The organism is Streptomyces sp. adm13(2018), assembly GCF_008042145.1.
Lineage (GTDB): Bacteria > Actinomycetota > Actinomycetes > Streptomycetales > Streptomycetaceae > Streptomyces.
Genome location: NZ_RDBH01000129.1, coordinates 1,245,582 through 1,270,672 on the forward strand (window position 1 = coordinate 1,245,582; position 25,091 = coordinate 1,270,672).

Consider the following 25,091-nt stretch of genomic DNA (forward strand, 5'->3'; position numbering starts at 1 on the left):
GCTCTGGCGGCCACCGCCCCGGGCCTCTACGGGCCCGGGGCGGTCCTGCGTGGCGTGCGGCGGGCATGGGCGGGTGCGGCCTCCGCGCGGCGGACCCGGGCGCGCCACCCAGGCCCTCGGCCACCGAGAGCGGGTCCCGACCCGCCTCCTGCCCACGCGGAGGGTGGGCGAGGTGCCCCCGGCCACGTCGGCGGTGATCACCCGCGCGTCGTTCCGGAGGGGCCGCTCCGTCTCCGCGCCCCGTTCCACCAGCCCTGCCGCAACGCGTGCGCGCGGTCGGAGTGTCGGTGGCCGACAGTAGGGTGGGGAGCATGGCAGACCCCTCCAGTTACCGCCCCAAGCCGGGTCAGATCCCCGACTCGCCGGGGGTCTACAAGTTCCGCGACGAGCACCGCCGGGTGATCTACGTGGGGAAGGCGAAGTCCCTCCGTCAGCGGCTCGCCAACTACTTCCAGCCGCTGACGAGCCTGCACCCGCGGACCGCCACCATGGTGACCACCGCGGCCTCCGTGGAGTGGACCGTCGTGTCGACCGAGGTCGAGGCGCTCCAGCTGGAGTACTCCTGGATCAAGGAGTACGACCCCCGGTTCAACGTGAAGTACCGGGACGACAAGAGCTACCCGTACCTCGCCGTGACGATGAACGAGGAGTTCCCCCGCGTCCAGGTCCTGCGCGGCCACAAGAAGAAGGGCGTGCGCTACTTCGGGCCGTACGCGCACGCGTGGGCGATCCGCGAGACCGTCGACCTGATGCTGCGGGTCTTCCCGGTGCGTACCTGCTCGGCCGGTGTCTTCCGGAACGCGGCGTCCGCCGGGCGCCCCTGCCTCCTGGGCTACATCGGGAAGTGCTCGGCCCCCTGCGTCGGCCGCGTCACCCCCGAGGAGCACCGGGAACTGGCCGAGGAGTTCAGCGACTTCATGGCCGGCCGCACCGGTACGTACATCCGCCGGCTGGAGAAGCAGATGATGCTCGCGGCCGAGGACATGGAGTACGAGAGGGCGGGGCGGCTCCGCGACGACATAGAGGCGCTGCGCCGGGCCATGGAGAAGAGCGCGGTCGTGCTCGCCGACGCCACGGACGCCGACCTGATCGCACTCGCGGAGGACGAGCTGGAGGCGGCGGTGCAGATCTTCCACGTGCGCGGCGGCCGGGTCCGCGGCCAGCGCGGCTGGGTCACCGACAAGGTCGAGGCGGTGGACACGGCCGGGCTCGTCGAGCACGCGATCCAGCAGCTGTACGGCGAGGAGAGCGGGGACACGGTGCCCAAGGAGGTGCTGGTCCCGGCCCTGCCCGAGGACGCCGGGGCGGTCACCGCCTGGCTCTCCGGCCGCCGCGGGTCCAACGTCTCCCTGCGGATCCCGCAGCGCGGCGACAAGAAGGACCTGATGGAGACGGTCGCGCGCAACGCCCAGCAGGCGCTCGTCCTGCACAAGACGAAGCGCGCCAGCGACCTGACCACCCGCTCCCGCGCCCTGGAGGAGATCGCCGAGGCGCTGGACCTGGACTCGGCGCCGCTGCGGATCGAGTGCTTCGACATCTCGCACCTCCAGGGCGACGACGTGGTGGCCTCGATGGTGGTGTTCGAGGACGGTCTGCCCCGCAAGAGCGAGTACCGCCGCTTCCAGATCAAGGGGCGGGTCGGAGACACCCAGGTCTGGCACGGCGAGGGCCAGGACGACGTGCGGTCCATGCACGAGGTGATCAGCCGCCGCTTCCGCCGCTACCTCCTGGAGAAGGAGCAGACGGGGGAGTGGGACCCCGAGGGTGTCGTCGAGGACCCGGAGGAGAGCGGTCGGCCCAAGCGCTTCGCGTACCCGCCGCAGCTCGTCGTGGTGGACGGCGGGCAGCCGCAGGTGGCGGCGGCCCGGCGAGCCCTCGACGAGCTGGGGATCACCGACATCGCGGTGTGCGGGCTCGCCAAGCGCCTGGAGGAGGTGTGGCTGCCCGGTGACGACGACCCGGTGGTGCTGCCCCGCTCCAGCGAGGGCCTGTACCTCCTCCAGCGGGTACGTGACACGGCTCACGACTTCGCGATCCGCTATCAGCGGTCCAAGCGGACGAAACGTATCCGGACGAGCCCGCTCGACGACGTCCCCGGCCTCGGCGAGACCCGGAAACAGTCGTTGATCAAGCATTTCGGCTCGGTGAAGCGGCTCCGGCAGGCGACAATCGAGCAGATCTGTGAGGTCCCCGGCATGGGTCGCAAGACCGCGGAGGCGGTCGTCGTGGCCCTCGCGCAGGCGGCCCCGGCCGGACCCGCCGTGAACATGGCGACAGGAGAGATCATGGATGACGACGGGGGCGGCACGGCATGACCGCGCACGAGCAGGACCGGAACGAACCGCAGCACCCGCACGACACGCAGAACAGTCATGAACCGCACGACACGCAGCACACGCACGAACCGCAGCACACGCAGCACACGCACGACCGAGAAGACGGAGCAGGACACGTGAGTACGGGCACGAAGGAGATCCCCGGCGACAACGGCGCCGAGGCGGCCATTCCGGAGCTGGTGATCATCTCCGGCATGTCCGGAGCCGGCCGGTCCACCGCGGCGAAGTGTCTGGAGGACCTCGGCTGGTTCGTGGTGGACAACCTGCCGCCCGCGCTGATCCCCACCATGGTGGAGCTCGGCGCCCGCTCCCAGGGCAACGTCGCCCGGATCGCCGTCGTCGTGGACGTCCGCGGCCGGCAGTTCTTCGACAACCTGAGGGAGTCCCTCGCCGACCTGGACGCCAAGCAGGTCACCCGCCGGATCGTCTTCCTGGAGTCGTCCGACGACGCCCTCGTGCGAAGGTTCGAATCGGTCCGCAGGCCGCACCCGCTCCAGGGCGACGGCCGGATCACCGACGGCATCGCGGCCGAGCGGGATCTGCTGCGCGAGCTGCGCGGGGACGCCGACCTGGTGATCGACACCTCCAGCCTGAACGTGCACGAGCTGCGCGCCAAGATGGACGCCCAGTTCGCCGGGGACGAGGAGCCCGAGCTGCGGGCCACCGTCATGTCCTTCGGGTTCAAGTACGGCCTGCCGGTCGACGCCGATCTCGTCGTCGACATGCGCTTCCTGCCGAACCCGCACTGGGTTCCCGAGCTGCGCCCCTTCACCGGCCTCAACGAGGAGGTGTCGAACTACGTCTACAACCAGCCCGGCGCCAAGGAGTTCCTCGACCGCTACACGGAGCTCCTCCAGCTGATCGCCGCGGGCTACCGCCGCGAGGGCAAGCGGTACGTGACCATCGCGGTGGGCTGCACCGGCGGCAAGCACCGCTCCGTGGCCACCGCCGAGCGGCTCGCCGCCCGGATCGCCGCCGAAGGGGTCGAGACCGTCGTCGTGCACCGGGACATGGGGCGCGAGTGAGGCCCCACCGCCGTCGTGCCTCCACCCTCTCGGTGCGGCGTACGCTCCGCAGGCGCGGCGCCCAGCCGAAGGTGGTCGCGCTGGGCGGCGGGATGGGCCTCTCCGCCTCCCTCGCCGCCCTCCGCCGGATCACCGGCGACCTCACCGCCGTCGTCACCGTCGCCGACGACGGGGGTTCCAGCGGCCGGCTCCGCGAGGAGCTGGGCGTGCTGCCCCCGGGCGACCTCCGCAAGGCGCTCGCCGCCCTCTGCGGCGACGACGACTGGGGCCAGACCTGGGCCCGGGTCATCCAGCACCGCTTCCAGTCCAAGGGCGAGATCAACGGGCACGCCGTCGGCAACCTGTTGATCGTCGCCCTCTGGGAGCAGCTCGGCGACCCCGTGCAGGCCCTCGACCTGGTGGGCCGGCTGCTCGGCGCCCAGGGCCGGGTGCTGCCCATGTCCGCCGTACCCCTGGAGCTCCAGGCCCTGGTCAAGGGGCACGACCCGGAGCGCCCGGACGACGTGGACACCGTGCGCGGTCAGGCGACCGTGGCGCTCACCCCGGGCGAGGTGCAGTCCGTGCACCTCGTGCCGAACGACCCGCCGGCGGTGCCGGAGGCGGTCGAGGCGGTCCTGGACGCGGACTGGGTGGTCCTCGGCCCGGGGTCCTGGTTCTCCTCGGTGATCCCGCACCTCCTCGTGCCCGAACTGCTCGACGCGCTGGCCGAGACGAAGGCCCGAAAGGTCCTCTCGCTGAACCTCGTGCCGCAGCCCGGAGAAACCGAGGGCTTCTCCCCGCAGCGTCATTTGGAGGTTTTGGGACGACACGCCCCTAAACTCGCCCTGGACGTGGTGCTGGCCGACGAGGCCGCCGTGCCCGACGTGTCAGCGAGGGAGCCCCTCGTCGATGCCGCCAAGCGGCTCGGCGCCGCGGTCGAGCTGGCGCCGGTGGCCGGGTCCGACGGCTCCCCGAAGCACGACCCGGAGCTGCTGGCCGCCGCGTACGACCGTATTTTTCGGATGCATGGAAGGATCGGCCCATGGCGATGACGGCAGCGGTGAAGGACGAGATCTCCCGGCTTCCCGTCACCCGGACCTGCTGCAGGAAGGCAGAGGTCTCGTCGATCCTGCGGTTCGCGGGCGGGCTGCACCTGGTGAGCGGCCGCATCGTGATCGAGGCGGAGCTGGACACCGCGATGGCGGCGCGCCGGCTCAAGCGGGACATCCTGGAGATCTTCGGGCACAGCTCGGAGCTCATCGTCATGGCCCCCGGCGGGCTGCGGCGCGGCTCGCGCTTCGTGGTGCGGGTGGTCGCCGGAGGCGACCAGCTGGCCCGGCAGACGGGTCTGGTGGACGGCCGGGGCCGCCCCATCCGGGGGCTTCCGCCGCAGGTGGTGTCCGGGGCGACCTGCGACGCCGAGGCGGCCTGGCGGGGTGCCTTCCTCGCGCACGGCTCGCTGACCGAGCCGGGCCGGTCCTCCTCCCTGGAGGTCACCTGCCCCGGACCCGAGGCGGCACTCGCCCTGGTCGGCGCGGCGCGCCGGCTCTCCATCGCGGCGAAGGCCCGTGAGGTGCGGGGCGTGGACCGGGTCGTCGTCCGCGACGGCGACGCGATCGGCGCCCTGCTGACCCGGCTGGGCGCGCACGAGTCGGTGCTCGCCTGGGAGGAGCGGCGGATGCGGCGCGAGGTCCGAGCCACCGCCAACCGGCTGGCCAACTTCGACGACGCCAACCTGCGCCGTTCGGCGCGTGCCGCGGTCGCCGCCGGGGCCCGGGTGCAGCGCGCCCTGGAGATCCTCGGCGAGGAGGTGCCCGAGCACCTCGCGGCGGCCGGCCGGCTCCGGATGGAGCACAAGCAGGCCTCCCTGGAGGAGCTGGGCGCGCTCGCCGACCCGCCGCTGACGAAGGACGCGGTGGCCGGCCGGATTCGTCGGCTGCTGGCGATGGCCGACAAGCGGGCGCAGGATCTGGGCATTCCGGGGACCGAGTCCAACCTGAGCGAGGAGCTGGACGACAGCCTGGTCGGCTGACCGGATCACCCTTCGTACGGAATTCCGAACTCCGGGCTGCCGGTGCTCTTCTGACGCACCGGCAGCTTTTCCGTACCCCCCGCGAGGCACCCTTGACAGGTCCATGGGCGCCCATGAGCCTGGCGTCTGTTCACCATCGTGACGGACCACAGCAAGGGGGGCTCATGAGACGCAGAGCGAGATCGATCCTCGCCGCGGCTTCACTGCTGATCGCGGGCATGGCGGCGGCACCCGTCGCCGGAGCGCAGCCGAACGACCGGGACGGCGGTGACGCCCTCTCCGTATGGCGTGCCGAGGTCACCAAGGAGCAGGTTCCGCTGCTCCTCGACGCCGGTGCCGACGCCCACGAGCTGACCGAGCGGGTACCCGCGAAGGGCTCCGCGACGGTCGAGCTCTTCCTCACCGACCGGCAGGCCGGCCGGCTGCGCGGCCAGGGCGTCGAGATCGCCGAGCACAGCCTGACCGCCACCGCCGAGAAGCGGGTGGCCGCCGCGGGCGACGGCGTCTTCCGCCCGTACGGAGGCCCGAACGGCCTCAAGCGGGAGATCCTGGACACCGCCCGGGCCCACCCCGGGATCACCAAGGTCGTCTCCCTCGGCAAGACCGTGAAGGGGCAGGACATCCTCGCCCTCAAGATCAGCAAGGGCGCCCCGCGGGTCAAGGACGGCTCCAAGCCGGCCACGCTCTACATGTCCAACCAGCACGCGCGCGAGTGGATCACCCCGGAGATGACCCGGCGGCTGATGCACCACTACCTCGACGGCTACGGCAAGGACCGGCGGATCACCCGGATCGTCGACTCCACCGAGCTGTGGTTCGTGCTCTCCGCCAACCCGGACGGCTACGACTTCACGCACGCCGACCCCGCCAACCGACAGTGGCGCAAGAACCTCCGCGACAACGACGGCGACGGCCGGACCGGTTCCGGCGACGGCGTCGACCTGAACCGCAACTTCGCCTACAAATGGGGCTACGACAACGAGGGTTCCTCGCCCGACCCGGGCGACGAGACCTTCCGCGGCAAGGGCCCCATGTCGGAGCCCGAGACGAAGGCCGTCGACGCCTTCCAGAAGCGCATCGGGTTCGCGTACGGCATCAACTACCACTCGGCCGCGCAGCTCCTGCTGTACGGCGTCGGCTGGCAGGTCGCCACCGACACCCCCGACGACGTGGCCCTCAAGGCCCTCGCCGGCACCCCGCAGAACTCGGCCGTCCCCGGCTACCGGCCGCAGGTGTCCTCGGAGCTGTACATCACCAACGGCGAGGCGGACGGACACGCCGCCAACGTCAACGGGATGCAGATGTTCACCCCCGAGATGTCGACCTGCGCCACCGCCTCCCGGGTCGACCCGAACGACGCCTGGAACCCGGCCGACTGCGCCTCCGTCTTCACCTTCCCGGACGACGAGAAGCTGATCCAGGCCGAGTTCGCCAAGAACATCCCCTTCGCGCTCGCCGTCGCCGAGACCGCCGCCCACCCGGACCGGCCCGTCTCCCCGGTCGGCATCGACGCCCCCGACTTCACGCCGAAGTCCTTCACCACCTCCTACGCCCGCGGCGGCGACCAGGAGATCGCGGTCACCGCGCGCAAGTCGCTGCGCGGCAAGACCCTGAAGTACCGGATCAACGGCGGCCGCACCCACAGCGCGGCGCTCGACGCCTGGAAGGGCGGCGAGACCTACGGCGGCGAGGACAACCTCTACTTCGACGAGTACCGGGGCGAGGTCGAGGACGCCCGGCCCGGCGACTCCGTCGAGGTCTGGTTCACCGCCCGCACCCGTGAGGGCCGGTCCACCTCCTCCGCCCCCTTCACCTACCGGGTCGCCGAACGGGCCCGCGGAGACGTGCTCGTCCTCGCCGACGAGGGCGGCACCACCGCCGCCGCGCACACCGGCGCGTACGTCGAGGCACTCGCCCGCAACGGCCGGAAGGCCGCCGTCTGGGACGTCGCCACCCAGGGCACCCCGGACGCGCTCGGCGTGCTCTCCCACTTCCGCACGGTGGTCTGGTACACCGGCGCCGAGCGGCCCTCCGGGGCCACCCAGCTCGCCGTCCGCGCCTACCTCAACGAGGGCGGCAAGCTGATCAACACCGGCGAGAAGTCCGGCGGGCTCACCCAGGTCGGCCTGGCCGAGACCAACGACTTCGCCCAGTACTACCTCGGCGCCTACCACCGGGCCGGCCTCAAGGACCCGACCGCCTTCGCCGGCGCCGGGACGTTCAAGGGCGTCGGCGCGGGCCTCGGCGCCTCCGCCGGCAACCCCCTCGACAACGCGGGCGCGTACACCGTCACCTCCGACACCCTGAAGCCGAAGGAGTTCCCGCAGTTCGCGAGCAGCGCCGCCGCCGGCTCCTACCCGGGCGTCCGGATGCCCTTCGAGCCCGCCGAGGGCGCGACCTTCGCCGCCGTCAAGCACGCCGACGACACCTGGGCCCGGCTCAGCCGGACCGTCGACCTCACCGCGGTCCCCGCCGCGGTGGCGCCGCGCCTGGACTTCCAGGTCAGCTTCGACACCGAGCCCGGCTACGACAACCTCGTGGTCGAGGCCCACACCGTCGGCCAGGACGACTGGACGACCCTGCCGGACCGCAACGGGGGCACCTCCACCGAGGCGCCCGCCGACTGCGGCGAGGGCTTCTACCTCCGCGGCCACCCCTTCCTCGCCCACTACCTCACCGTCGGCGAGGACGGCTGCGCCACCACCGGCACCACCGGCTCATGGAACGCCTTCACCGGCCCCTCCAACGGCTGGCGGCAGGCCTCCGTCGACCTGAGCGCCTGGGCCGGTAAGAAGGTCGAGCTCTCGATCTCCTACATCTCCGACCCCGGCACCGGCGAGATGGGCGTCTTCGTCGACGACACCCGCCTCGTCACCGGGGCCACCACCGAGTCCGAGGGCTTCGAGACCGGCTTCGGCGCGTGGACCGTAGCCGGAGCGCCCGCCGGCAGCCCCGGCAACGGCTCCGACTGGACGCGGTCCGGCGCGCTCTTCCACTCCCAGGCCGCGGTCACCACCCGTGACACCGTCCTCCTCGGCTACGGCCTGGAGCAGGTGCCCCGCGCGACCGACCGGGCACGGCTCGTCGGCCGCGCCCTGCAGGTGCTCCGGCGCTGACGGAGAGTAGTCGGGACAAAGGTCCCACGACGGCCCGTACCCGTTGGCAGGTACGGGCCGTCGGCCGTTCTCCCTCACTTTCCGGGCACGTACGGCTGCGCAGGATGTCACTGCGGGGGCCCTGTGGGGGTAGGGTCGTAAGCGGTCGGGGACATCCCAGAAAACAAAAATCTCGCCGGCGTCGAGCACACCGGCGTAGCTAACGAGGAGATCGGTTCGTGACGATCCGCGTAGGCATCAACGGCTTTGGCCGCATCGGCCGGAACTACTTCCGCGCGCTCCTTGAGCAGGGCGCGGACATCGAGATCGTGGCTGTCAACGACCTGGGTGACACCAAGACCACGGCCCACCTGCTGAAGTACGACACCATCCTGGGACGCCTCAAGGCCGAGGTGACCCACACCGCCGACACCATCACCGTCGACGGCCACACCATCAAGGTGCTCTCCGAGCGCAACCCGGCCGACATCCCCTGGGGCGAGCTGGGCGTCGACATCGTCATCGAGTCGACCGGCATCTTCACGAAGAAGGCCGACGCCGAGAAGCACATCGCCGGTGGCGCGAAGAAGGTCCTCATCTCGGCTCCGGCCAGCGACGAGGACATCACCATCGTCATGGGCGTCAACCAGGACAAGTACGACCCGGCGCAGCACAACGTCATCTCGAACGCGTCCTGCACCACGAACTGTGTGGCGCCGATGGCGAAGGTCCTCGACGAGAACTTCGGCATCGTCAAGGGCCTGATGACCACGGTCCACGCGTACACGAACGACCAGCGCATCCTGGACTTCCCGCACAAGGACCTGCGCCGCGCCCGCGCCGCCGCGGAGAACATCATCCCGACCACGACGGGCGCCGCCAAGGCCACCGCCCTGGTCCTCCCGCAGCTCAAGGGCAAGCTCGACGGCATCGCCATGCGCGTCCCGGTCCCGACCGGCTCCGCCACCGACCTGGTCGTCACCCTCGACCGCGAGGTCACCAAGGACGAGGTCAACGCCGCGTTCAAGAAGGCCGCCGACGACGGCGACCTGAAGGGCATCCTGTTCTACACCGAGGACCCCATCGTCTCCTCGGACATCGTCAGCGACCCGGCGTCCTGCACCTTCGACGCCTCCCTGACCATGGTCCAGGAGGGCAACACGGTCAAGATCCTCGGCTGGTACGACAACGAGTGGGGCTACTCCAACCGTCTCGTCGACCTCACCGTCTTCGTCGGCGGCCAGCTCTAAGCTCTAGGGTTCAGGGCAGGCCTTCGATGTGAGCAGGGCTCGGGCAGCGCAACGCCGCGCTGTGCGAGCCCTGTTTGTGTGCTCCACCGCGTACCAAGGAGTCTGTGACAGATGAAGACGATCGACGAGCTTCTCGCCGAAGGCGTCTCCGGCAAGCGGGTGTTCGTCCGCGCCGATCTCAACGTGCCCCTGGAGGGCACGAACATCACCGACGACGGCCGCATCCGTGCCGTCGTCCCCACGGTCAAGGCGCTCGCCGACGCGGGTGCCCGGGTCGTGGTCGCCTCGCACCTGGGCCGTCCGAAGGGCGCCCCGGACCCGGCGTTCTCGCTCGCCCCGGCCGCCGCGCGGCTCGGCGAGCTCCTCGGCGCCGAGGTGGCCTTCGCGACCGACACGGTGGGCGAGTCCGCCACCGCCACCGTCGCCGGCCTCTCCGACGGCCGGGTCGCCGTCCTCGAGAACCTGCGGTTCAACGCCGGCGAGACCGCCAAGGACGACGCCGAGCGCGGCGCGTTCGCGGACCGGCTGGCCGCCCTCGCCGACGTGTACGTCGGCGACGGCTTCGGCGCCGTGCACCGCAAGCACGCCTCGGTCTTCGACCTCCCGGCCCGTCTCCCGCACGCCGCGGGCTACCTCATCGCCACCGAGGTCGGCGTCCTGAAGAAGCTCACCGAGGACGTCCGGCGCCCCTACGTCGTCGCGCTCGGCGGCGCCAAGGTCTCCGACAAGCTCGGCGTGATCGACCACCTCCTGGAGAAGGCCGACCGCATCCTCATCGGCGGCGGCATGGCGTACACCTTCCTCAAGGCCCAGGGCCACGAGGTCGGCATCTCGCTGCTCCAGGAGGACCAGATCCCGGCGGTCCTGGACTACCTGAAGCGCGCCGACGAGCGCGGGGTGGAGTTCGTCCTCCCCGTCGACGTCCTGGTCTCGCCCGAGTTCCCGGACCTGAAGACCAAGGCCCCGGCCCACCCGACCACGGTCGCCGCGGACGCCATCCCGGCGGACCAGGAGGGCCTGGACATCGGTCCGGAGACCCGTAAGCTCTACGCCTCGAAGCTCGCCGACGCCGGCACCGTCTTCTGGAACGGTCCGATGGGCGTCTTCGAGCACCCCGACTACGCCGAGGGCACCCGGGCCGTCGCCCAGGCGCTCGTCGAGTCCCCGGCCTTCACGGTCGTCGGCGGCGGAGACTCCGCCGCGGCCGTCCGCATCCTGGGCTTCGACGAGCAGGCGTTCGGACACATCTCGACCGGCGGCGGCGCCTCCCTCGAATACCTCGAGGGCAAGAAGCTCCCCGGCCTCGTCGCACTGGAGGACTGACCCCCTGATGAGCAGCACCCGCACCCCGCTGATGGCGGGCAACTGGAAGATGAACCTCAACCACCTGGAGGCCATCGCCCACGTCCAGAAGCTCGCCTTCGCCCTGGCCGACAAGGACTACGACGCCTGTGAGGTCGCCGTCCTGGTCCCCTTCACCGACCTGAGGTCCGTACAGACCCTGATCGACGGCGACAAGCTGAAGATCAAGTACGGCGCCCAGGACATCTCGGCGCACGACTCCGGTGCCTACACCGGCGAGATCTCGGGCCTCATGCTGTCCAAGCTGAAGTGCGCCTACGTGGCCGTCGGCCACTCCGAGCGCCGGCAGTACCACGCCGAGAACGACGAGGTCTGCAACGCCAAGGTGAAGGCCGCCTTCAAGCACGGCGTGACCCCGATCCTCTGCGTCGGCGAGGGCCTGGACGTCCGCAAGGCCGGCGACCAGGTCGCGTACACCCTGGCCCAGCTCGACGGCGGTCTGAAGGACGTCCCGGCCGAGCAGGCCGAGACGATCGTGATCGCCTACGAGCCGGTGTGGGCCATCGGCACCGGCGAGGTCGCCACCCCCGAGGACGCCCAGGAGGTCTGCGGTGCGATCCGCGGCCGCCTCGCCGAGCTGTACTCGCAGGAGCTGGCCGACAAGGTCCGCATCCAGTACGGCGGCTCGGTGAAGTCCGGGAACGTCGGCGCGATCATGTCGCAGCCGGACGTCGACGGCGCCCTGGTGGGCGGCGCGGCCCTGGACGCCGACGAGTTCGTCAAGATCGTCCGCTTCCGCGACCAGTGAGTATGCGGTAGCGGAGTTACGTCGTACCCTTGCGGGGGTCGGGCAGGCGCCCGGCCCCCGTCCGTACAAGTCCGAGGAAGTTGGTCCAGCCGTGGTTATGGGGTTCTCGATCGCCCTCATCGTCTTCAGCGGCCTGCTGATGCTGCTCGTGCTGATGCACAAGGGCAAGGGTGGCGGCCTCTCCGACATGTTCGGAGGCGGAATGCAGTCCTCGGTCGGTGGCTCCTCCGTCGCCGAGCGCAACCTGGACCGCATCACCGTCGTGGTCGGTCTGCTCTGGTTCGCCTGCATTGTGGTGCTCGGTCTGCTGATGAAGTTGGACGGGTAACTCCGAACACTGGACGCGCGTTGGGCCTTACGTAGACTGGGGCATCTTCGAGCACCATCACGCAGGGAGTTACGACCGTGGCAAGTGGCAACGCGATTCGGGGAAGCCGGGTCGGGGCGGGGCCGATGGGCGAGGCCGAGCGGGGCGAGTCCGCGCCGCGTGCCCGCATCTCCTTCTGGTGCTCGAACGGGCACGAGACGCAGCCGAGCTTCGCCAGCGACGCGGCGATCCCCGAGACCTGGGACTGCCCACGCTGCGGCTTCCCGGCCGGTCAGGACCGGGACAACCCGCCGGACCCGCCGCGCACGGAGCCGTACAAGACCCACCTCGCCTACGTGCGTGAGCGGCGCAGCGACGCCGACGGCGAGGCGATCCTCGCCGAGGCGCTGGCCAAACTGCGCGGCGAGATCTGAGCGTGGTGTGACGATGTGACGAACGGGCCTTGCCCGCGGACCGAGTTCGCGGGCAAGGCCCGTTGTCATGGGCGCCCCCGCACGTCGGTCGCAGGGGGATGCCTCGTCGTCCCGGTCGGGGACGGCCTCCACGCCGGGGACACGGGATACGCGGCCCCCTCACCGCCTTCGCGGGCGGCGGGGTCGCCGCCGCCGGCCGGGGACCGCTCACCCCGGCGCCGTTCGCGGCGGCGCCGTTCGCGCTCGCCGTCGCCGCTTCAACCCCTCTGATCAATTAGGTTGGAGAGGCAGCGGGGCAGACAAGCAGGACGAGAAGAAGTGGGCGATGTCCGAGATGAACAACGAAGGCCGCACCAGGCTCAACCGGCTGCCCGAGTGGGCGGCCCTCGGCAAGCACCGTGAGCAGCTGGGCGACATCCGGCTGCGGGACCTGTTCGCCGCCGACGAGGAGCGTGGCACCGGCTACGCCCTGCGCGTCGGCGACCTCTACCTGGACTACTCCAAGCACCTCGTCACCGACGAGACGCTGACCCTGCTGCGCGAACTGGCCGCCGCCACCGGCGTCGCCGAGCTCCGCGACGCCATGTTCCGCGGCGAGAAGATCAACACCACCGAGGACCGCGCGGTCCTCCACACCGCGCTCCGCGCCCCCCGCGGGGCCGTGGTCGAGGTGGACGGGGAGAACGTCGTCCCCGGCGTCCACGCCGTCCTCGACAAGATGGCCGCGTTCTCCGACAGGGTCCGCGCGGGGGAGTGGACCGGGCACACCGGCAAGCCGATCAAGAACATCGTCAACATCGGCATCGGCGGCTCCGACCTCGGCCCCGCCATGGCCTACGAGGTCCTGCGCTCCTTCACCCGGCGGGACCTGACGCTCCGTTTCGTCTCCAACGTCGACGGGGCCGACCTCCACGAGGCCGTCCGCGACCTCGACCCGGCCGAGACGCTGTTCATCGTCGCCTCGAAGACCTTCACCACCATCGAGACGATCACCAACGCCACCTCCGCCCGCGACTGGCTCCTCGCCGGACTCGGAGCCGGACAGGAGGCCGTGGCCAAGCACTTCGTCGCCCTCTCGACCAACGCCGAGAAGGTCGAGGAGTTCGGCATCGACACCGCGAACATGTTCGAGTTCTGGGACTGGGTCGGCGGCCGCTACTCGTACGACTCCGCCATCGGCCTCTCCCTGATGATCGCCATCGGCCCGGAGCGCTTCCGCGAGATGCTCGACGGCTTCCACCTCGTGGACGAGCACTTCCGCACCGCCCCGCCCGAGGAGAACGCACCGCTGCTCCTCGGCCTCCTCGGGGTCTGGTACGGCGCCTTCTTCGACGCGCAGTCGCACGCCGTCCTGCCGTACTCGCACTACCTGTCCAAGTTCACCGCCTACCTCCAGCAGCTCGACATGGAGTCCAACGGCAAGTCGGTGGACCGTCAGGGCAACCGGGTCGACTGGCAGACCGGACCCGTCGTCTGGGGCACCCCCGGCACCAACGGGCAGCACGCGTACTACCAGTTGATCCACCAGGGCACCAAGGTCATCCCGGCCGACTTCATCGGCTTCGCGCGGCCGGTCGACGACCTGGCGCCGGGCCTGGTCGCCCAGCACGACCTGCTCATGGCCAACTTCTTCGCCCAGACCCAGGCGCTGGCCTTCGGCAAGACTCCCGAGGAGGTACGGGCGGAGGGCGTCCCCGAGGAGCTCGTCCCGCACAAGACCTTCCAGGGGAACCACCCCACCACCACGATCCTCGCCGACACCCTGACCCCCTCCGTACTCGGCCAGCTCATCGCGCTGTACGAGCACAAGGTCTTCGTCCAGGGCGCCGTCTGGAACATCGACTCCTTCGACCAGTGGGGCGTGGAACTCGGCAAGGTCCTCGCCAAGCGGATCGAGCCGGTCCTGACCGCCGTCGACGGGGACCAGGGCGGCGAGCAGCTCGACAGCTCCACCGCCGCACTGGTCTCCGCCTACCGCACGCTGCGCGGACGGTAGAGCCGTGACGGGGGAGAACGCGGTGCGGCTGCGGCCGCCGAGGAACGCCGTGGACGAGCGGGCCGTCGCCTGGTGGCGCAGCAGGCTCCTGGCGACCACCGCCGTACCGGTGGTGGTCCTCGGCGTCCTCGGCGCCCTCATCGGGCCTGCCCGGGTCTGGCTGCTGGCCACGGCCGGGGCGCTGGCGGCCCTGGGCCTCGTCTGCACCGCGTTCCTCCCCGCCTGGTGGTACCGGGTGCACCGCTGGGAGGTCACCGAGGACGCCGTCTACGTCCGCACGGGGGCCTTCTGGCAGGAGTGGCGCATCGCGCCGATGTCCCGGATCCAGACCGTCGACACCTCGCGGGGCCCGCTGGAGCAGGCCTTCCGGCTCGCCACCGTCACGGTCACCACCGCCTCCTCCAAGGGGGCCCTCCGGATCGGGGGCCTCGACCACGAGCTGGCCGCCGGGCTCGCCGAGCGGCTGACCGTGATCACCCAGGCCACCCCCGGGGACGCCACATGAGCGAGGCGGCGGGCCCGGCCGCCGCGCGGGCGCCGGACCCGGCCCCCGGCGGCGACGGCCGACGTCCGGGCGTCCCCGACGGCCGCGGGCCGGGCGCCGGGGAGGGCCGCGCGCCGGTGGCCGACGGGGCGGGCCGTGCGCCCGGCGTCGCCGACGGCCGTGACCCGGCGGCCGACGGGCAGGGCCGTGCGCCGGTGGCCGACGACCGTGGCCCGCTGGCCGGCGGGAGCCGGGACGCCGGCTGGCTCCGGCTCGATCCCCGGACCGTTCTCGTCCGGGTCGTCCTCTTCGCCGGCGTCCTCGCCGGCGCCGCGCTGCCCGTCACCTTCGCCCTCGCCGGCCCCCGCCCGCTGTGGCAGGCCGTCGCCTGGGTCGCCGCGGGCGTCACCCTCGCCCTGGTCACCGACATCCTCGCGGAGACCGTCCGCCTCCGCCGCACCCGCTACCGGATCGGCGCCGAGCGGGTGGAGCTCCACACCGGACTCCTCGTCGTCCAGCGCCGCTCGCTGGCCCGCGAACGCATCCGCAGCGCCGACCTCACCGCCAACCCCCTCCAGCGCGTCCTCGGCCTCGTCAAGGTCCGCATCGGCACCGGCGAGCACACCGGCGGCAGCGAGTCCACGCTCGAACTCGACCTGGTCACCCGGGCCGAGGGGGAGCGGCTGCGCCACGAGCTGCTCGCCCGCCCCGCCGCCCCCGAGCAGCCGGACCACGAGCACGCCCTGGCGACGCTCGACCCCCGCTGGATCCGCTACGCCCCCGTCTCCTTCCTCGCGCCCGCCCTCGGCGGCGCGGCGGCCGGGGCCGTCATGCAGGTCAGCGAGTGGTTCGGCGCGCAGGGGGAGGTCATCGACTGGATAGGGGACCGCTTCCAGGACGTCTCCGTCCCCTGGATGATCCTCGTCCTGCTCCTCCTCGCCGTCGTGGCCGGGGCCGTCGGCGCCCTCGGCCTCTGGGTCGAGATGTGGTGGAACTACCGCCTGGAGCGCGAGCCGGGCGGCACCCTGCGGGTCTCCCGCGGCCTGTTCACCGCCCGCTCCGTCTCCATAGAGGAGCGCCGGATGCGCGGCATCGAGCTGGTCGAGCCGCTCGGCGTCCGGCTGTTCGGGGCGGCCCGCGTCGACGCGGTGGCCACCGGGCTCGTCAAGGACGACGACGACAAGCACGCCGACCTCAAGTCCCTGCTGCCGGCCGCGGAGCGGGCGGTGGCCGATCGGATCGCCGCCCAGGTCCTGCGCGAGCCGGAGCCGCCCACGGGGGCGCCGCTCGTCGCCCACCCCCGGGCCGCCCGCGCCCGGAGGGTGCGCTGGGCGCTGGCCGGCGTCCTGCTGCCCGTGGCGGTGCTGCTCCTCCTCGGACTGCTCCTCACCCCGGTGCTGCTGTACGTGGCGGCCGGCTGCGCGGTCGTCCTCGGCCCGGTCGCCGTGCTGTTCGCCCTCGACGCCTACCGCGCGCTCGGACACGGCGTCAGCGGGGCGTACCTGGTGACCCGTTCGGGTACGGTCCGGCGGGTGACGGTCGCCCTCCAGCGGTCCGGCGTCATCGGCTGGACCGTCAAGCAGTCGTACTTCCAGCGGCGGGCCGGCGTCCTGACCCTCACCGCCACCACGGCGGCCGGAGCGGGGGCGTACGACGTCCTCGACGCGGACCGCGGCGAGGGGCTGGTCTTCGCCGCCGACGCCGTACCGGATCTGCTCGGGCCCTTCCTGGAGCCCGTACCGACGCCGGAGGCCCGGTCCACCGAGGGGTGAACCGGGCCTCCGGGGCGTCGGATCAGGCGGACGCCGGCGGGTACATGTCCCGCGGCAGCTCCGCGGCGGCGGCCGCGTCCAGCAGCCACAGCGTGCGCGAGCTGCCGTAGGCGCCGGCCGCCGGGGCCTGTACCTCGCCCGCGCCGGACAGCGCGATCGCCGCGGCCTTGGCCTTGTCCGCGCCGGCGGCGAGCAGCCAGACCTCCCTGGCCGCCCGGATCGCCGGCAGGGTCAGCGTGATCCGGAGCGGCGGCGGCTTGGGCGCGCCGTGCACGCCGACCACCGTCCGCCCGGTCTCGCGGACCGCGGGCAGCTCGGGGAAGAGGGAGGCCACATGGGTGTCCGGGCCGACGCCCAGCATGAGGACGTCGAAGGTCGGCACCCCGCCGTGGTCGCCGGGACCCGCGGCGGCGGCCAGCTCCTCCGCGTACGCGGCCGCGGCCGCGTCGACGTCGGAGCCGTACGGTCCGTCCGAGGCGGGCATGGCGTGCACCCGCGCCGGGTCGAGCGGCACCCGGTCGAGCAGCGCCTCCCGGGCCTGGGTGACGTTCCGCTCGGGGTCTCCCTCGGGGAGGAACCGCTCGTCGCCCCACCACAGGTCGAGCCGCGACCAGTCGACCGCGTCCCGTGCGGGCGCCGAACCGAGCGCCGCCAGCAGGCCGTTGCCGTTGCGTCCGCCGGTGAGCACCACCGAGGCGGAGCCGCGGGAGGCCTGGGCGTCCACGATCCTCGTGATCAGCCGGGCCGCCGCGGCCTCGGCCATCAGCTCCTTGTCGCGGTGGACGACCAGCTGGGGCGTGCTCACTTGGCGGCCGCCTTCCTGGCCGGGGCCCTCTTCGCCGGCTTGGCGGCCGGCGCGGCGGGCTCCTCGGGCTCCCCGGCGGACGCCTCGGCCTTCCCGGCGGACGCCTCGGACTTCCCGGCGGGCTCCTCGACGACCTCGGGGGCCGTGACGGCCGCCTGCTCGTCGAGCCGTTCCACGCCGAACCGGAGCGCCGTCGCGTAGGTGTCGTCCGGGTCCAGCCGGCGCAGCTCCTCCGCGATCAGCTCGGCGGTCTCGCGGCGCTTGAGTGCCACCGCGCGGTCGGGCTGGCCCTGGATGGAGAGCGTGGCGAGCGACCCGTCCGGCCGGTCGAGGACGATCGGGCCGGAGCTGGTCTCCATCCGTACGGAGGTGAGACCGGGACCCGCCGACTTCGAGCGGCGCACCGGGATCTTCAGCCGCTCCGCCAGCCACATGGCGAGCAGCTCGACGCTCGGGTTGAACTCCTCGCCCTCGACCTCCGCCGAGGTCACCTCGCACACGACCTGGTCGAGCGCGGCGGCGAGCATCGAACGCCACGGGGTGATCCGGGTCCACGAGAGGTCGGTGTCGCCCGGGGTGTACGCGTCCGCGCGTGCCGTCAGCTCATGGATGGGCTGCTCGGCGGCGTACGTGTCGGTCACCCGGCGCTGGGCGAGCGCGCCCAGCGGGTCCTTCGCCGGGTCGGTCGGCGCGTTCACCGGCCACCAGACGACGACGGGGGCGTCCGGGAGGAGCAGCGGCAGGACCACCGACTGGGCGTGGTCGCCGACCTCGCCGTACAGCCGGAGGACCACCGTCTCGCCGGTGCTGGCGTCGGCGCCGAGGCGGACCTCGGCGTCGAGTCGTGCCTTGGAGCGGTCCCGCGGGGAGCGCGAGACCCGCTTGATGACGACGAGGGTCCGCGAGGGGTGCTCGCGGGACGCGTCGTTCGCAGCCTTCAGCGCGTCGTAGGCGTTCTCCTCGTCGGTGACGATGACGAGGGTGAGCACCATGCCGACGGCCGGCGTGCCGATCGCCCGCCGCCCGAGCACCAGCGCCTTGTTGATCTTGGAGGACGTGGTGTCCGTCAGGTCGGTCTTCATGGCCGGCGCCAGCTCCGTCCGTCTCGTGCGAGCATCTCGTCCGCCTCGACCGGACCCCAGGTCCCGGACTGGTACTGCGCGGGCTTGCCGTGCTGGTCCCAGAACTGCTCGATCGGGTCGAGGATCTTCCAGGACAGCTCGACCTCCTCGACGCGCGGGAAGAGGTTGGAGTCGCCGAGCAGGACGTCGAGGATGAGCCGCTCGTACGCCTCGGGGCTGGACTCCGTGAAGGACTCGCCGTAGGCGAAGTCCATCGACACGTCCCGGATCTCCATCTGGGTGCCGGGCACCTTGGAGCCGAACCGCATCGTCACGCCCTCGTCGGGCTGGACCCGGATGACGATGGCATTGCGGCCGAGCTCCTCGGTCGCGGTGTGGTCGAAGGGGGAGTGCGGGGCGCGCTGGAAGACGACCGCGATCTCGGTGACGCGGCGGCCGAGCCGCTTGCCGGTGCGCAGGTAGAAGGGGACGCCCGCCCAGCGGCGGTTGTCGATCTCCAGCTTGATGGCCGCGTAGGTGTCGGTCTTCGACTTCGGGTCGATGCCGTCTTCCTGCAGGTAGCCGACGGCCTTCGCGCCACCCTGCCAGCCGGCCGCGTACTGGCCGCGGACCGTGGACTCGCCCAGGTCCCTGGGCAGCTTGACCGCGCCGAGGACCTTGGTCTTCTCGGCGGCCAGCGCGTCGGCGTCGAAGGAGGCGGGCTCCTCCATCGCGGTCAGCGCGAGCAGCTGGAGCAGGTGGTTCTGGATGACGTCACGGGCGGCGCCGATGCCGTCGTAGTAGCCGGCGCGGCCGCCGATGCCGATGTCCTCGGCCATGGTGATCTGCACGTGGTCGACGTACGACCGGTTCCAGATCGGCTCGAAGAGGGTGTTGGCGAAGCGGAGCGCCAGGATGTTCTGGACGGTCTCCTTGCCGAGGTAGTGGTCGATCCGGAAGACCTCGTTCGGCGGGAAGACCTCGTGCACGACCTCGTTGAGCTCCTTGGCGGAGACCAGGTCGTGGCCGAAGGGCTTCTCGATGACCGCGCGGCGCCAGGAGCCGTCCTTCTGGTCGGCGAGCCCGTGCTTCTTGAGCTGCTGGACGACCTTGGGGAAGAACTTCGGCGGGACCGACAGGTAGAAGGCGAAGTTGCCGCCCGTGCCCTGCGCCTTGTCCAGCTCCTCGATGGTGTCCTTCAGCTGCTCGAAGGCGTCGTCGTCGTCGAAGTCGCCCTGGACGAACCGCATCCCCTGGATCAGCTGCTGCCACACCTCCTCGCGGAACGGGGTGCGCGCGTGCTGCTCGACGGCGTCGTGGACCTCCTGCGCGAAGTCCTCGTCCTGCCACTCGCGGCGGGCGAAGCCGATGAGCGAGAAGCCCGGCGGCAGCAGGCCGCGGTTGGCCAGGTCGTAGACGGCAGGCATCAGCTTCTTACGGGACAAATCGCCCGTGACGCCGAAGATCACCAGACCCGACGGCCCCGCGATGCGCGGGAGCCGTCGGTCTGCGGCGTCACGGAGCGGGTTGGCTCCGTGGACTGCGCTCAAGGTGCTTACGCCTCCGAAGGTGCGAGGCGCCGGAGCTCCGCCTCGGTGGACTGGAGAAGGTCGTTCCAGGACGCCTCGAACTTCTCGACGCCCTCGTCCTCCAGGAGCTGGACGACGTCGTCGTAGGCGATGCCCAGCTTCTCGACGGCCGCGAGGTCCGCCCGCGCCTGGTCGTAGGTGCCGCGCACCGTGTCGCCGGAGACGACGCCGTGGTCGGCGGTGGCCTCCAGGGTGGCCTCGGGCATGGTGTTGACCGTGCCCGGGGCGACCAGGTCCACGACGTACAGGGTGTCCTTGTACGCCGGGTCCTTGACGCCGGTCGAGGCCCACAGCGGACGCTGCTTGTTGGCGTGCGCCTTGTCGAGGGCGGCCCAGCGCTCCGAAGAGAAGACCTCCTCGAAGGCCTCGTAGGCCAGGCGGGCGTTGGCCAGCGCGGCCTTGCCCTTGAGGGCCTTGGCCTCGTCGGTGCCGATGCCGTCCAGGCGCTTGTCGATCTCCGTGTCCACGCGGGACACGAAGAACGAGGCCACCGAGTGGATCTTGGAGAGGTCGAGGCCGCGCTCGCGGGCCTTCTCCAGACCCGCCAGGTAGGCGTCCATCACCGCGCGGTAGCGCTCCAGCGAGAAGATCAGCGTCACGTTCACGCTGATGCCGAGGCCGATGACCTCGGTGATCGCCGGCAGACCCGCCTGGGTGGCCGGGATCTTGATGAGGGTGTTGGGGCGGTCCACCAGCCAGGCCAGCTGCTTGGCCTCGGCGACGGTGGCGGTCGTCTCGTGGGCGAGACGGGGGTCGACCTCGATCGAGACCCGGCCGTCCTGGCCGTCCGTCGCGTCGAAGACCGGCCGCAGGATGTCGGCGGCGTCACGGACGTCCGCCGTCGTGATCATGCGGATCGCCTCCTCCACGGTCACCTTGCGGGCGGCGAGGTCCGCGAGCTGCTGCTCGTAGCCGTCTCCCGAGGAGATGGCCTTCTGGAAGATCGACGGGTTGGTGGTCACACCGACCACATGGCTCTGGTCGATGAGCTCGGCCAGGTTGCCGGACGTGATCCGCTTGCGCGAAAGGTCGTCCAGCCAGATCGCGACGCCTTCGTCGGAGAGGCGCTTGAGAGCGTCTGTCATGAGAGTTCCATCTCCATTGAGTCGTACGTATGCGCGTCAGCGCGCGGCGGCGTCGATCGATTCCCGCGCGGCGGCGACGATCGCCTCCGGCGTGAAACCGAACTCACGGAACAGGACCTTCGCGTCCGCCGAGGCACCGAAGTGCTCCAGCGAGACGATCCGGCCGGCGTCCCCGACGTAGCGGTGCCAGGTGAGGCCGATACCGGCCTCGACCGCGACCCGCGCCCGGACCGACGGCGGCAGGACGGAGTCCTTGTACGCCTGGTCCTGCTCCTCGAACCACTCCACGGACGGCATCGAGACCACCCGGGTCGGGACGCCGGCGGCCTGGAGCTGCTCACGGGCCTCGACGGCGAGGTGGACCTCGGAGCCCGTGCCGATCAGCACGACCTCGGGGGCGCCGCCCTCGGCCTCGAACAGCACGTAGCCGCCCTTGACCGTGTCCTCGTTCGGCGCGTACGTCGGCACGCCCTGGCGGGTCAGCGCCAGACCGTGCGGGGCGCCCTTGCCGAAGACCTTGGTGTGGCGCTGCATGATCTCGCGCCAGGCGAGCGCCGTCTCGTTGGCGTCGGCCGGGCGGACCACGTTCAGACCCGGGATCGCGCGCAGCGAGGCGAGGTGCTCCACCGGCTGGTGCGTCGGGCCGTCCTCGCCCAGACCGATCGAGTCGTGGGTCCAGACGTAGGTGACGGGGAGGTGCATCAGCGCGGACAGCCGCACCGCGTTGCGCATGTAGTCGGAGAACACCAGGAAGGTGCCGCCGTAGACGCGCGTGTTGCCGTGCAGGGCGATGCCGTTCATCTCCGCGGCCATGGAGTGCTCGCGGATGCCGAAGTGGATCGTCCGGCCGTACGGGTCGGCCTCCGGCAGCGGGTTGCCCGCGGGCAGGAACGACGAGTCCTTGTCGATCGTCGTGTTGTTGGAGCCGGCGAGGTCGGCCGAGCCGCCCCACAGCTCCGGGATGACCGCGCCGAGCGCCTTGAGGACCTGGCCCGAGGCGGCACGGGTGGCGACACCCTTGCCCGGCTCGAAGACCGGGAGCTTCTCGGCCCAGCCGGCCGGCAGCTCGTTCGCCTGGACGCGGTCGAACTCGGCGGCGCGCTCCGGGTTGGCCGTACGCCACTCGGCGAGCGACTTCTCCCACTCGCCGCGGACCTCGCGGCCCCGGTCGCCGAGCGCGCGGGTGTGCGCGATGACCTCGTCGGTGACCTCGAAGGTCTGCTCCGGGTCGAAGCCCAGCACGCGCTTGGTGGCCGCGATCTCGTCGTCGCCGAGCGCCGAGCCGTGCGCGGCCTCGGTGTTCTGCGCGTTCGGGGCGGGCCAGGCGATGATCGAGCGCATCGCGATGAACGACGGACGCTCGGTCTCGGCCTCGGCGGCGCGGATCGCCGCGTACAGCGCGGCCGGGTCCAGGTCGCCGTCGGCCTTCGGCTCGACGCGCTGGACGTGCCAGCCGTACGCCTCGTACCGCTTCATCGTGTCCTCGGACACGGCCGTCTCGGTGTCGCCCTCGATCGAGATGTGGTTGTCGTCCCACAGCAGGATCAGGTTGCCGAGCTTCTGGTGACCGGCGAGCGAGGACGCCTCCGCGGAGATGCCCTCCTGGAGGCAGCCGTCACCGGCGATCGCGTAGATCCGGTGGTCGAACGGGGAGGTGCCCGGGGCGGCCTCCGGGTCGAACAGGCCGCGCTCGTAGCGGGCGGCCATCGCCATGCCCACGGCGTTGGCCACGCCCTGGCCCAGCGGGCCCGTGGTGGTCTCGACCGCGGCGGTGTGGCCGTACTCCGGGTGGCCGGGGGTCTTGGAACCCCAGGTGCGGAAGGCCTTCAGGTCGTCCAGCTCGAGACCGAAGCCACCCAGGTACAGCTGGGTGTAGAGGGTCAGGGACGAGTGGCCGGCGGAGAGGACGAACCGGTCGCGCCCGACCCATTCGGGGTCGGCCGGGTCGTGCCGCATCACCTTCTGGAAGAGGGTGTACGCGGCGGGCGCCAGGCTCATCGCCGTACCGGGATGGCCGTTGCCGACCTTCTGTACGGCGTCCGCCGCCAGGAGGCGGGCGGTGTCGACGGCCCGCTGGTCCAACTCGGTCCACTCGAGGTCTGTGGTGGTCGGCTTAGTGCTCACCCTGGGTCAGGGCTCCTCTCCACATGTCTGAAGCCGGTGACTGAGGGTGTACCGGCGTTGTCGAGCCTACCCCCGCCGGAACGTCCCTCTTTTCGTGTGCATGCCCCTCACATGAGCGGACAGAGCAAGACTGCCGCCGCCCGTGTGACTTCGCCTCCCGAGGCGCGTCCACGCCTGGGGACACACCGCCCCAACACGACCCCACCCCCGCGAAGATCGGCGTCTGGGCAACGTCTACAGTGGCGTGGTACGCGCAAGCTTCACCCCGCCTTCATCCGGGGGGCTTGCTGGGAATTTCTCTGTCAGGGGTGTGCGTGACGGCCGTCGAGTCCCGACCCGCAGGGGTCGTCTTGACTCCCAGCCCGGGGGGCCACCGGCCGTTCGGGGCCCGCGTCAAGGCATACGTGGCGCTGACCAAGCCGCGGATCATCGAACTGCTCCTCATCACCACCGTTCCGGTGATGTTCCTCGCCGAGCAGGGCGTGCCCGACCTGTGGCTGGTGCTCGCCACCTGCTTCGGCGGCTACCTGTCCGCGGGCGGCGCCAACGCGCTGAACATGTACATCGACCGCGACATCGACGCGCTGATGGACCGGACCTCCCAGCGCCCGCTGGTCACCGGCGTCCTGACGCCGCGCGAGGGCCTGGTCTTCGGCCTCACCCTCGCCGTGGTCTCCACGCTCTGGTTCGGGCTGCTCGTCAACTGGCTGTCCGCCGCCCTCTCGCTCGGCGCGCTCCTCTTCTACGTCGTGGTCTACACGATGATCCTGAAGCGCCGCACGACGCAGAACATCGTCTGGGGCGGCATCGCCGGCTGCCTGCCGGTCCTGATCGGCTGGTCGGCCGTCACGAACTCGATGTCCTGGGCGGCCGTCATCCTCTTCGCCGTCATCTTCTTCTGGACGCCGCCGCACTACTGGCCGCTGTCCATGAAGGTGAAGGACGACTACGCGCGCGCCGGCGTGCCGATGCTCCCGGTCCTCGCCTCCAACAAGGTCGTCGCCCAGCAGATCGTCGCCTACAGCTGGGTGATGGTCGCCGTCTCGCTGCTGCTCACGCCGCTCGGCTACACCGGCTGGTTCTACCTGGCGGTCGCGCTGGTCACCGGCGGCTGGTGGCTCTGGGAGGCGCACGGTCTCCTGAACCGCGCCAAGGCGGGCGCCACCGGCGCGAAGCTCAAGGAGATGCGCCTCTTCCACTGGTCCATCACCTATGTGTCGCTGCTCTTCGTGGCGGTCGCGGTGGACCCCTTCCTCCGCTAGGAGGCGTCCCCGCAAGGGGACATTCGGGGACGTCTGCATGGATGTCCCCCGCTCAGATGATCTGCTCGGCCGCTCGGCTACACCGGCTGGTTCTACCTGGCGGTCGCGCTGGTCACCGGCGGCTGGTGGCTCTGGGAGGCGCACGGTCTCCTGAACCGCGCCAAGGCGGGCGCCACCGGCGCGAAGCTCAAGGAGATGCGCCTCTTCCACTGGTCCATCACCTATGTGTCGCTGCTCTTCGTGGCGGTCGCGGTGGACCCCTTCCTCCGCTAGGAGGCGTCCCCGCAAGGGGACATTCGGGGACGTCTGCATGGATGTCCCCCGCTCAGATGATCTGCTCGGCCG

General features: G+C 71.4%; 19 protein-coding genes and 1 pseudogene. 15 read left to right on the forward strand and 5 right to left on the reverse strand.

Features of this window, described 5'->3' with window-relative positions; all coding sequences use genetic code 11:
- Positions 1-311 precede the first annotated feature (311 nt).
- From uvrC to EAO70_RS22400, 13 genes are all read left to right on the forward strand, one after another.
- Entirely contained in the window at positions 312-2,315 is a 2,004-nt protein-coding gene (uvrC, locus tag EAO70_RS22335; RefSeq protein ID WP_148004596.1) for an excinuclease ABC subunit UvrC, read from the forward strand.
- A complete protein-coding gene (gene rapZ / locus EAO70_RS22340) occupies positions 2,312-3,361 on the forward strand; it encodes an RNase adapter RapZ (RefSeq protein WP_148004597.1) in 1,050 nt (349 codons plus the stop codon). The genes uvrC and rapZ overlap by 4 nt, the downstream gene beginning before the upstream one ends.
- Positions 3,358-4,392, forward strand: coding sequence for a uridine diphosphate-N-acetylglucosamine-binding protein YvcK (gene yvcK, locus EAO70_RS22345; protein ID WP_148004598.1), 1,035 nt, complete (start codon positions 3,358-3,360; stop codon positions 4,390-4,392). The genes rapZ and yvcK overlap by 4 nt, the downstream gene beginning before the upstream one ends.
- Positions 4,383-5,372: a DNA-binding protein WhiA gene (whiA, locus tag EAO70_RS22350; protein ID WP_148004599.1), complete on the forward strand. Its 990-nt coding sequence runs from the start codon at positions 4,383-4,385 to the stop codon at positions 5,370-5,372. The genes yvcK and whiA overlap by 10 nt, the downstream gene beginning before the upstream one ends.
- 164 nt (positions 5,373-5,536) lie before the next feature.
- Entirely contained in the window at positions 5,537-8,488 is a 2,952-nt protein-coding gene (locus EAO70_RS22355) for a M14 family metallopeptidase (protein WP_148004600.1), read from the forward strand.
- A gap of 218 nt (positions 8,489-8,706) precedes the next feature.
- Positions 8,707-9,717, forward strand: coding sequence for a type I glyceraldehyde-3-phosphate dehydrogenase (gap, locus tag EAO70_RS22360; RefSeq protein WP_148004601.1), 1,011 nt, complete (start codon positions 8,707-8,709; stop codon positions 9,715-9,717).
- 111 nt (positions 9,718-9,828) lie between these two features.
- Positions 9,829-11,040, forward strand: a complete 1,212-nt coding sequence (locus tag EAO70_RS22365; protein ID WP_148004602.1) for a phosphoglycerate kinase — start codon at positions 9,829-9,831, stop codon at positions 11,038-11,040.
- Between the two features lie 7 nt (positions 11,041-11,047).
- Positions 11,048-11,827 carry a triose-phosphate isomerase gene (tpiA, locus tag EAO70_RS22370; RefSeq protein WP_148004603.1) on the forward strand — a complete coding sequence of 260 codons (780 nt, stop codon included), beginning with the start codon at positions 11,048-11,050 and terminating at the stop codon, positions 11,825-11,827.
- A 97-nt stretch (positions 11,828-11,924) separates the two neighbouring features.
- A complete protein-coding gene (gene secG, locus EAO70_RS22375) occupies positions 11,925-12,155 on the forward strand; it encodes a preprotein translocase subunit SecG (RefSeq protein ID WP_017238647.1) in 231 nt (76 codons plus the stop codon).
- A gap of 77 nt (positions 12,156-12,232) precedes the next feature.
- Positions 12,233-12,568: an RNA polymerase-binding protein RbpA gene (locus EAO70_RS22380; RefSeq protein WP_071891222.1), complete on the forward strand. Its 336-nt coding sequence runs from the start codon at positions 12,233-12,235 to the stop codon at positions 12,566-12,568.
- Positions 12,569-12,902: 334 nt separating this feature from the next.
- Positions 12,903-14,564, forward strand: a complete 1,662-nt coding sequence (gene pgi, locus EAO70_RS22390; RefSeq protein ID WP_148005298.1) for a glucose-6-phosphate isomerase — start codon at positions 12,903-12,905, stop codon at positions 14,562-14,564.
- A gap of 4 nt (positions 14,565-14,568) precedes the next feature.
- Positions 14,569-15,069, forward strand: coding sequence for a PH domain-containing protein (locus EAO70_RS22395; RefSeq protein WP_148004605.1), 501 nt, complete (start codon positions 14,569-14,571; stop codon positions 15,067-15,069).
- Positions 15,066-16,820, forward strand: a complete 1,755-nt coding sequence (locus EAO70_RS22400; protein ID WP_261992984.1) for a PH domain-containing protein — start codon at positions 15,066-15,068, stop codon at positions 16,818-16,820. Before EAO70_RS22395 ends, EAO70_RS22400 begins: the two co-directional genes overlap by 4 nt.
- 22 nt (positions 16,821-16,842) lie before the next feature.
- Here the strand turns inward: EAO70_RS22400 and pgl are convergent, their stop codons facing one another.
- From pgl to tkt, 5 genes are read right to left on the reverse strand one after another with little or no spacing between them, the layout of a single operon-like run.
- Positions 16,843-17,625 carry a 6-phosphogluconolactonase gene (gene pgl / locus EAO70_RS22405; RefSeq protein ID WP_148004606.1) on the reverse strand — a complete coding sequence of 261 codons (783 nt, stop codon included), beginning with the start codon at positions 17,623-17,625 and terminating at the stop codon, positions 16,843-16,845.
- Positions 17,622-18,707: a glucose-6-phosphate dehydrogenase assembly protein OpcA gene (gene opcA / locus EAO70_RS22410; RefSeq protein WP_148004607.1), complete on the reverse strand. Its 1,086-nt coding sequence runs from the start codon at positions 18,705-18,707 to the stop codon at positions 17,622-17,624. Before opcA ends, pgl begins: the two co-directional genes overlap by 4 nt.
- Positions 18,704-20,236, reverse strand: coding sequence for a glucose-6-phosphate dehydrogenase (gene zwf, locus EAO70_RS22415; RefSeq protein ID WP_148004608.1), 1,533 nt, complete (start codon positions 20,234-20,236; stop codon positions 18,704-18,706). Before zwf ends, opcA begins: the two co-directional genes overlap by 4 nt.
- Positions 20,237-20,241: 5 nt before the next feature.
- The gene (gene tal, locus EAO70_RS22420; protein WP_148004609.1) at positions 20,242-21,360 is read right to left on the reverse strand and encodes a transaldolase; all 1,119 of its coding nucleotides are present in this window, start codon (positions 21,358-21,360) and stop codon (positions 20,242-20,244) included.
- Between the two features lie 36 nt (positions 21,361-21,396).
- Positions 21,397-23,484, reverse strand: coding sequence for a transketolase (tkt, locus tag EAO70_RS22425; protein ID WP_148004610.1), 2,088 nt, complete (start codon positions 23,482-23,484; stop codon positions 21,397-21,399).
- A 314-nt stretch (positions 23,485-23,798) separates the two neighbouring features.
- On the opposite strand from tkt, the gene EAO70_RS22430 reads away from it, so the two are divergent.
- Together EAO70_RS22430 and EAO70_RS39440 are read left to right on the forward strand one after the other, a co-directional pair.
- Entirely contained in the window at positions 23,799-24,746 is a 948-nt protein-coding gene (locus EAO70_RS22430) for a heme o synthase (RefSeq protein WP_148004611.1), read from the forward strand.
- 69 nt (positions 24,747-24,815) lie between these two features.
- Positions 24,816-25,019, forward strand: a pseudogene (locus tag EAO70_RS39440) (protoheme IX farnesyltransferase); the annotation flags it as partial.
- Between the last annotated feature and the right edge of the window lie 72 nt (positions 25,020-25,091).

Bases quoted from the DNA above. Each gene is read 5' to 3' on its own strand.
- tal (WP_148004609.1), bottom strand. From the start codon at position 21,360: ATGACAGACGCTCTCAAGCGCCTCTCCGACGAAGGCGTCGCGATCTGG.
- EAO70_RS22355 (WP_148004600.1), top strand. From the start codon at position 5,537: ATGAGACGCAGAGCGAGATCGATCCTCGCCGCGGCTTCACTGCTGATC.
- opcA (WP_148004607.1), bottom strand. From the start codon at position 18,707: ATGAAGACCGACCTGACGGACACCACGTCCTCCAAGATCAACAAGGCG.
- EAO70_RS22400 (WP_261992984.1), top strand. From the start codon at position 15,066: ATGAGCGAGGCGGCGGGCCCGGCCGCCGCGCGGGCGCCGGACCCGGCC.
- whiA (WP_148004599.1), top strand. From the start codon at position 4,383: ATGGCGATGACGGCAGCGGTGAAGGACGAGATCTCCCGGCTTCCCGTC.
- rapZ (WP_148004597.1), top strand. From the start codon at position 2,312: ATGACCGCGCACGAGCAGGACCGGAACGAACCGCAGCACCCGCACGAC.
- secG (WP_017238647.1), top strand. From the start codon at position 11,925: ATGGGGTTCTCGATCGCCCTCATCGTCTTCAGCGGCCTGCTGATGCTG.
- pgi (WP_148005298.1), top strand. From the start codon at position 12,903: ATGAACAACGAAGGCCGCACCAGGCTCAACCGGCTGCCCGAGTGGGCG.
- EAO70_RS22365 (WP_148004602.1), top strand. From the start codon at position 9,829: ATGAAGACGATCGACGAGCTTCTCGCCGAAGGCGTCTCCGGCAAGCGG.
- uvrC (WP_148004596.1), top strand. From the start codon at position 312: ATGGCAGACCCCTCCAGTTACCGCCCCAAGCCGGGTCAGATCCCCGAC.
- tpiA (WP_148004603.1), top strand. From the start codon at position 11,048: ATGAGCAGCACCCGCACCCCGCTGATGGCGGGCAACTGGAAGATGAAC.